At 42.3% G+C, this 6397-nt stretch carries 7 protein-coding genes and 2 pseudogenes; 2 read left to right on the top strand and 7 right to left on the bottom strand.

Going from position 1 to position 6397, the window contains the following annotated elements:
* Positions 1-981, bottom strand: a pseudogene (locus tag STRDD10_RS08955) (excinuclease ABC subunit UvrA); the annotation flags it as partial.
* A gap of 268 nt (positions 982-1249) precedes the next feature.
* On the opposite strand from STRDD10_RS08955, the gene STRDD10_RS08950 reads away from it, so the two are divergent.
* Complete coding sequence (locus STRDD10_RS08950) at positions 1250-2194, top strand: magnesium transporter CorA family protein (protein ID WP_067195250.1); 945 nt, start codon at positions 1250-1252, stop codon at positions 2192-2194.
* Positions 2195-2206: 12 nt separating this feature from the next.
* Positions 2207-2854: a DUF1129 domain-containing protein gene (locus STRDD10_RS08945; protein ID WP_067195248.1), complete on the top strand. Its 648-nt coding sequence runs from the start codon at positions 2207-2209 to the stop codon at positions 2852-2854.
* A 572-nt stretch (positions 2855-3426) separates the two neighbouring features.
* Here STRDD10_RS08945 and STRDD10_RS08940 read toward each other — a convergent pair.
* The 6 genes and pseudogenes from STRDD10_RS08940 to STRDD10_RS10605 form a co-directional block, all read right to left on the bottom strand.
* On the bottom strand, positions 3427-3843 hold the full coding sequence (locus tag STRDD10_RS08940; RefSeq protein ID WP_067195357.1) for a GNAT family N-acetyltransferase: 417 nt from the start codon (positions 3841-3843) through the stop codon (positions 3427-3429).
* A 58-nt stretch (positions 3844-3901) separates the two neighbouring features.
* Positions 3902-4402 (bottom strand): isocitrate lyase/phosphoenolpyruvate mutase family protein, encoded by a 501-nt coding sequence (locus tag STRDD10_RS11785; RefSeq protein WP_067195246.1) that lies wholly within the window; start codon positions 4400-4402, stop codon positions 3902-3904.
* Positions 4403-4514: 112 nt separating this feature from the next.
* Entirely contained in the window at positions 4515-4844 is a 330-nt protein-coding gene (locus tag STRDD10_RS11780) for an isocitrate lyase/phosphoenolpyruvate mutase family protein (protein WP_067195243.1), read from the bottom strand.
* Positions 4841-5536, bottom strand: coding sequence for a GNAT family N-acetyltransferase (locus STRDD10_RS08925; protein ID WP_067195241.1), 696 nt, complete (start codon positions 5534-5536; stop codon positions 4841-4843). The genes STRDD10_RS11780 and STRDD10_RS08925 overlap by 4 nt, the downstream gene beginning before the upstream one ends.
* Before the next feature lie 154 nt (positions 5537-5690).
* Complete coding sequence (locus STRDD10_RS08920; protein ID WP_067195239.1) at positions 5691-6104, bottom strand: YjdF family protein; 414 nt, start codon at positions 6102-6104, stop codon at positions 5691-5693.
* Between the two features lie 139 nt (positions 6105-6243).
* Positions 6244-6397 (bottom strand): annotated as a pseudogene (locus tag STRDD10_RS10605) (acyl-CoA thioesterase); the annotation flags it as partial.

Genomic DNA, 6397 nt, shown 5'->3' with positions numbered 1-6397 from the left:
AAATTGTTCCATGGCTTGCTCCAGCAACTGCGGATAATAGTTAGAGGAAATGGGGTTCCAGGGAGCTAGGGCACCCTCTCGGAGAGTCTTACTAGCTTCAGGCACAACTAGGTCCAAGTCCACCTCTAGCTTAATGCCCAGACCATCACAGTCAGGACAAGAACCAAAAGGAGCATTGAAAGAGAAAAGACGCGGTTCCAACTCCGGCACCGTAAAGCCACAAACAGGGCAGGCATAATGCTCAGAAAAGAGCAGTTCCGAGTCATCCATGGTGTCAATGACCACATAGCCTTCTGCTAAGCGCAGGGCCGCTTCGACCGAGTCGAAAAGACGGCTCCGGATCCCCTCCTTGATGACAATCCGGTCAACCACGACATCAATCGTGTGTTGCTTGCTTTTAGACAGTTCAGGGACTTCGGTCACATCAAAAATCTCACCATCCACGCGCACACGGACATAGCCATCCTTTTGAATTTTTTCAAAAATAGTCTTGTGCTGGCCCTTTTTCTTGCGAATAACGGGCGCTAAGATTTGCAAACGTTGACGTTCAGGCAATTCCAAGACCTGGTCCACAATCTGCTCCACAGACGAAGCCTGAATCGCCCCATGCCCATTGATACAGTAGGGGGTTCCCACCCTTGCATAGAGCAATCTTAGGTAATCATTGATTTCCGTTGCGGTTCCAACTGTTGAACGGGGATTTTTTGAGGTCGTTTTTTGGTCGATGGAAATGGCAGGGCTGAGACCATCAATAGCATCCACATCTGGCTTTTCCATGTTGCCCAAGAACTGACGAGCATAGGCAGACAAGCTCTCGACATAGCGACGTTGCCCTTCTGCATAGAGAGTATCAAAGGCCAGACTGGACTTGCCCGAACCAGACAAGCCTGTCACCACGACCAGCTTGTCCCGAGGAATCTCCACATCGATATTTTTCAAGTTATGGGCACGCGCCCCATGTATCACAATCTTATCTTGCATGGTCACTCTTTCTAGTTAACTATCCGTAAAAGAAAATGTCCTCTAATCCGTGAGCATAAGGAAAGAACTACGGCGAGATAAAGCACCATTTTGAACCATTTTCCTTCAGTATTACCTATCATTATATCAAAATTTCTTTAAAAATATGGGAATCAAGTCAGATACTTTTGAGAAAAGATTGGAAATTTGTCCCTGAAATTCTAGCGCTCTGATGGATTTTATAGTATAATGATATGGTGCAAAAAAGCTGATAGAAAGGAGCTAGGTCATGAAACAGATTTTTCTCTCTACAACCACTGAATTCAAGGAAATTGACTCCCTTGAGCCTGGTTCCTGGGTTAACTTAGTCAATCCAACCCAAAATGAATCTGTCGAGATTGCTAACAGCTTTAATATCGATATTGCGGATTTACGTGCCCCGCTTGATGCCGAGGAGATGTCTCGTATCACGATAGAAGATGATTATACACTGATTATCGTTGATGCTCCCGTTACCGAAGAACGCAACAATAAGACTTACTATGTAACCATTCCTCTAGGGATTATCCTAACTCAAGACGTCATCATCACAACTTGTTTAGAACCCCTTCCCCTCCTCGATACCTTTATCAACCGTCGCCTACGCAACTTCTACACCTTTATGCAGTCGCGCTTTATTTTCCAAATGCTCTATCGCAATGCGGAATTATATCTAACTGCTCTACGATCAATTGACCGTAAAAGTGAGCAAATTGAAAGTCAACTGCACCAATCAACTCGTAATGAAGAATTGATTGAACTCATGGAGTTAGAAAAGACCATCGTCTACTTCAAAGCCTCTCTCAAAACCAACGAACGTGTTATCAAAAAACTAACCAGTCCAACTAGCAATGTTAAAAAATACCTGGAAGACGAAGATTTGCTTGAAGATACTTTGATTGAAACACAACAGGCCATTGAGATGGCCGATATCTATGGAAATATCTTACGAGGGATGACAGATACCTTCGCCTCTATCATCTCAAACAATCAAAACAACATCATGAAAACTCTGGCCTTAGTCACCATTGTTATGTCCATTCCCACTATGATTTTTTCCGCCTACGGAATGAACTTTAAAAATAATGAACTACCTCTTAACGGTGAACCTCAAGCTTTCTGGATTATCATGTTCATCGCCTTTGCTTTAAGTGGTTCATTGGTTATTTACCTTATCCACAAAAAATTATTCTAACAAGGAGTTATTATGTCTTTTTCACTTGATAAACTTACACACAAAAACCAAGAATTCATTCATATCGCAACCAACCAATTCATTGCCGATGGAAAAACTGATGCCGAAATTAAAGGCTATATCGAGGAAATTTATCCAATTCTCTTGGAAAATCAGACCAAAGGTATCACAGCCCGTAGTCTTTTTGGTTCCCCTACTTCTTGGGCTAAATCTAAAACACTAAGTCCCGAACAAGTGGCTATGCAAACAAGTCAAGAAAATGATGATCCAAAACTGATGATCCTTGATCAAATCCTTTTAGTTTTTGGTTTCTTTGCCCTTATCAATGGTCTAATGGGACTCTTCTCATCCACCAGCCAATCACATGGCTTTTTAACCATCTTATTGACTAGTATCGTTGGGGGATTTGCCTTTTACGCTATGTATCACTTTTTTTACCGTCATGAACGCACACAACGACCAGGTTTGTTGCGCTCACTCCTCTTGATTGTTGGGGTTACTGCAGCTTGGTTGGCTGTTTTCTCATTAGCCTATCTCATACCAACGGCAATTAACCCTGTTTTCCCTGATTTTATCTTAGTTATCTTGGGATCTGTTGCCTTAGTAGGCCGTCATTTCTTTAGAAAACATTTCAACATAAAAAACGCTATGCGTGCATAAAATTAAGCTCCGAAAATTTTGTCGGGGCTTTTCTTTCTAACTTTTTAGCTTCTCAATTTCATAAAGAAGTTTTCTCCCAAATAGACCTGATGTTTAAAAAATATCTAACCTTCGATAAATAGTGTATCAACTGCATAATGCCGTGATTGCTATCTTTACTCACTTTTCATACTTCAAAAATGATCTAATAACTGAAACAAGACTTCCTTTATCTACAACCCTAAACAAACTTCCAGACTGTTTGAGTTGTGCTATAGTAGGAAAACAAACTTTTTTATTAGTCGAAGTTTTCTCCCACTCCTTTTTACTAAAATATAGTTTGTAAACCACTAAGAATTAGCTAATTCTTATTTAGCATTTATAAGTACCTATTAACATAAAAAATAGTTTTTAAACATAAGTAGTCTCCAAAAAAAAATGAAAAAGCCACCAGATCCGGTAGCTTTTATAGGGAGATTATTATGAAAAAGAAAAGTTTTAGGATTCATCAAATAAAGTTTAGGAGGTCTTTATTTGATGGTTCTATGATACAAGACCTGGCTTAAAGTTACCTTAAGTTCTCTATAATTTTTTTATTTTTTGCGATTCACCCAAATCATACCTATGCAGTCGTAGGTAGATAAGGTTTCAAATCCCAGAGAACGATAGAATCCCAAGGTTTTTTCGTCCTCATCTGTCACCAGTTGGACTTGATAGGCATCTTTATAATCCTCTAAACTCTCTTTCATTAGGGCACCACCAATTCCTTGGCGCTGATAGGCAGGTAAAACAATCACATCTTGGACAAAGACTGATGAAAAACCATCTCCAACCAAACGAATCAAGCCCACCGCAACATCGCCATCAAGCGCCACATAAATCGCTAATGAGTGAGACAGAGCCTTCTCCAGCATCTGGGGCTGTTGGGTATAGTTGGTCCAACCAACTGCCTGATAGAGATGCAATACATCCTCTAACTTGACCATTTCTTCCCTCTTAATCCGAATCATGTCGTCTCCTTTTAGAATTCTCTCAAGCTCTTGCACTGCTGGCCTCATGCAAAGAATGTTACTCCTTAAAATACTCATTGGCCTTAGCATAGGTCAATGGTGTTTGAAGCAAGGCTGTAAAGTCCTGCTCTTGCTGAATCTTTTGCGCCAGCTCAATGACCCCTTGATAGGTGGCCCGTACAGGACCCGAGCCCAGACTGAGTCGCGCCAAACCTGCCTGATTAAGGGTCTGAATGTCTTGTGTTTGCGGCGTCAGGATTAGATTGAGCGGACAAGGAATTTCCTGGATGAGTGTTTTTGCTGTTGCCAGAGACATAGCCCCTGGGACAAAGACACAATCCGCGCCAGCTTGTGCAAAGGCTCGGCCACGCTCAATCGCGATGGAGAGATTCTCCTCTTCTCCTGCCACGTCATACCAGAAAGCGCAGGTCCGGGCATTGATGACAAAAGGAATGCCGGTTTCTTCCTTTAAGGCAACCAAAGCCTGAATCTTTTCAATCTGCAAATCAAGGGAAGACAGACTGCCATCTGAGCAGCCATCTTCGATATTAACTCCCACTGCCCCAGCCTCTATGAGCTTGTGGGCATTTTCTTTTATACTCTTCGAAAATCAAATTCAAACCACGTCAGCGTCGCCTTACCGTACTCAAGTACAGCTTGCGGCTAGCTTCCTAGTTTGCCTTTTGATTTTCATTGAGTATTACTTGGGCTCCTGTTTCTGCATAGCCCCGTTCAAAATCCACTGAGACAGGTACCGTCACACGGCGACAGATTTTGCTCACCATTTCCAGTAAATCATCAAAGGTAATATCCTCACCATCCGGATAGCCCAGATCAAAAGCGATACCAGCACTAGAAGTAGCCAGAGCTTTTGCCCCCTCTTTTTCAAAAACGAGTGCCGAACCGACATTCCAGATATTGGGGAGCAGGAGCAAATCGCCCTTCTTGTGCAAGGCTTGAAAAGTCTGTGCACGTTGAATTTGTTTATCTTTGTCTGTCATGAACAATCCTCCAGTCGTTTATATTGGCGACCTTCTTCATCAAAATTATCAGGCGCCAACCAATTTTCAAAGCGCGCTTTTCGGGCAGGCCATTCTGTATCTAGCATGGAAAACCAATCCGTATCTCGCGTCCGTCCCTTGTAAATCACCGCCTGTCTAAAAGTTCCCTCAAAGGTAAATCCCAAGCGCAAGGCAGCCTTGCGTGAAGGTCCATTGAGCTGGTCGCATTTCCACTCATAGCGGCGATATCCCAAGTCTTCAAAGACATAGCGAGCTAGTAAATAGTGAGCCTCGGTCCCTATCCGCGTCCCTTTAAGTGCTGGCGAAAAGGTTACTCCTCCCACTTCGATGACCCGATTGGCCTGGTCAATACGCATGAGAGAAAAAGTCCCCAAAGCCTTGCCACTGACCTTGTCTAGAATGGCATAGTAGACTCGGTCCGTGCTTGCCTCTAACTGTTCTAAAAGTCTTTCAAGTTCCTCTAGGGTTTCCACAGGCTCTTGAAAAAGATAGGTCCACATGTCCCGCAGACTGTCGGGACCATAGACGGCAAACAAATCCTTAGCATGTTTTTCTACCGAAAGAGTCTCTATCCGAGCATACCTCCCTTCCAAGCAATCAATCGCAGGTAATTGACCGGGTGTATCATCTACTGATTTCCCAATCATCTGTCCAAATTCATTTACAGGCATTATGTTTCTCCTTGTCTTTTTCTTGAACATAGTATAGCACATTCCGATGAAAATTTTTGAAAACAGTTAGTTTTCGATTCAACAATGCAAACTCCTCTTATAAAAATCATCCCCCCAGTTTATGGAGGAATGATCACATATGGAAACGAGTGAGTTAATGCCCCTTGTGCTTCTCTCTACGTTTTTGCTGTTTGCGTTCAAATTTCTCTTGCTTGAGCAATTGCTTTTGGAGACTGGACTGTTGTTTTGAATGCTTTTTTCGTTCCTCGTGCTGCAACTGTAAAAGCTCCTGTGACTTAGAAGAAACTTCCTGCTTCACCTGTTTCTTTACAGCTCGCTGCAGACGCTTCGGATTCTTAATCTTCACATGCTGTTTGACTGTTGCCTCTGGGCTAAAAGATAACCGAGCAAACTGAGTCTGTAAAAGTTTCAAAATTTCATCATCTTTTGGTGCCTGACCAAATGTCACACGACAAACTTGATAAGTTCCCTCATACTCTTGTTCAAACAATCCATGCCAAAATCCATCTTCAAAATAAACTGTCAAGCCAATTGAAACGATTTCCATGACAGCACCTCCTTAAATCTATCCCTAAGAATGGACAACCAAGGAGGAGGGTTACTGATAGGCTTGCCTACGTCTGGACTACCAACCAGAACTGTGTTTTTATCTTAGTTGGGACTATTATAGCACGGTTCAGCACTATCTACAAATTTTTCAAATGTGTGTCAAAAAAATTTATCGTGGCAAACCAAGAGTCTACACTTTCTTTCATTAATAAGCGCCAATCTTTTCGATAACGATGATTCGGTTGATAAGCAACCGTCAACATATGCCCCGTTTCATGGTATTTTTTAAAC

It is taken from the genome of Streptococcus sp. DD10, from assembly GCF_001578805.1.
Classification (GTDB): Bacteria; Bacillota; Bacilli; order Lactobacillales; family Streptococcaceae; genus Streptococcus.
This window is presented reverse-complemented; position numbering and strand designations above follow the sequence as displayed.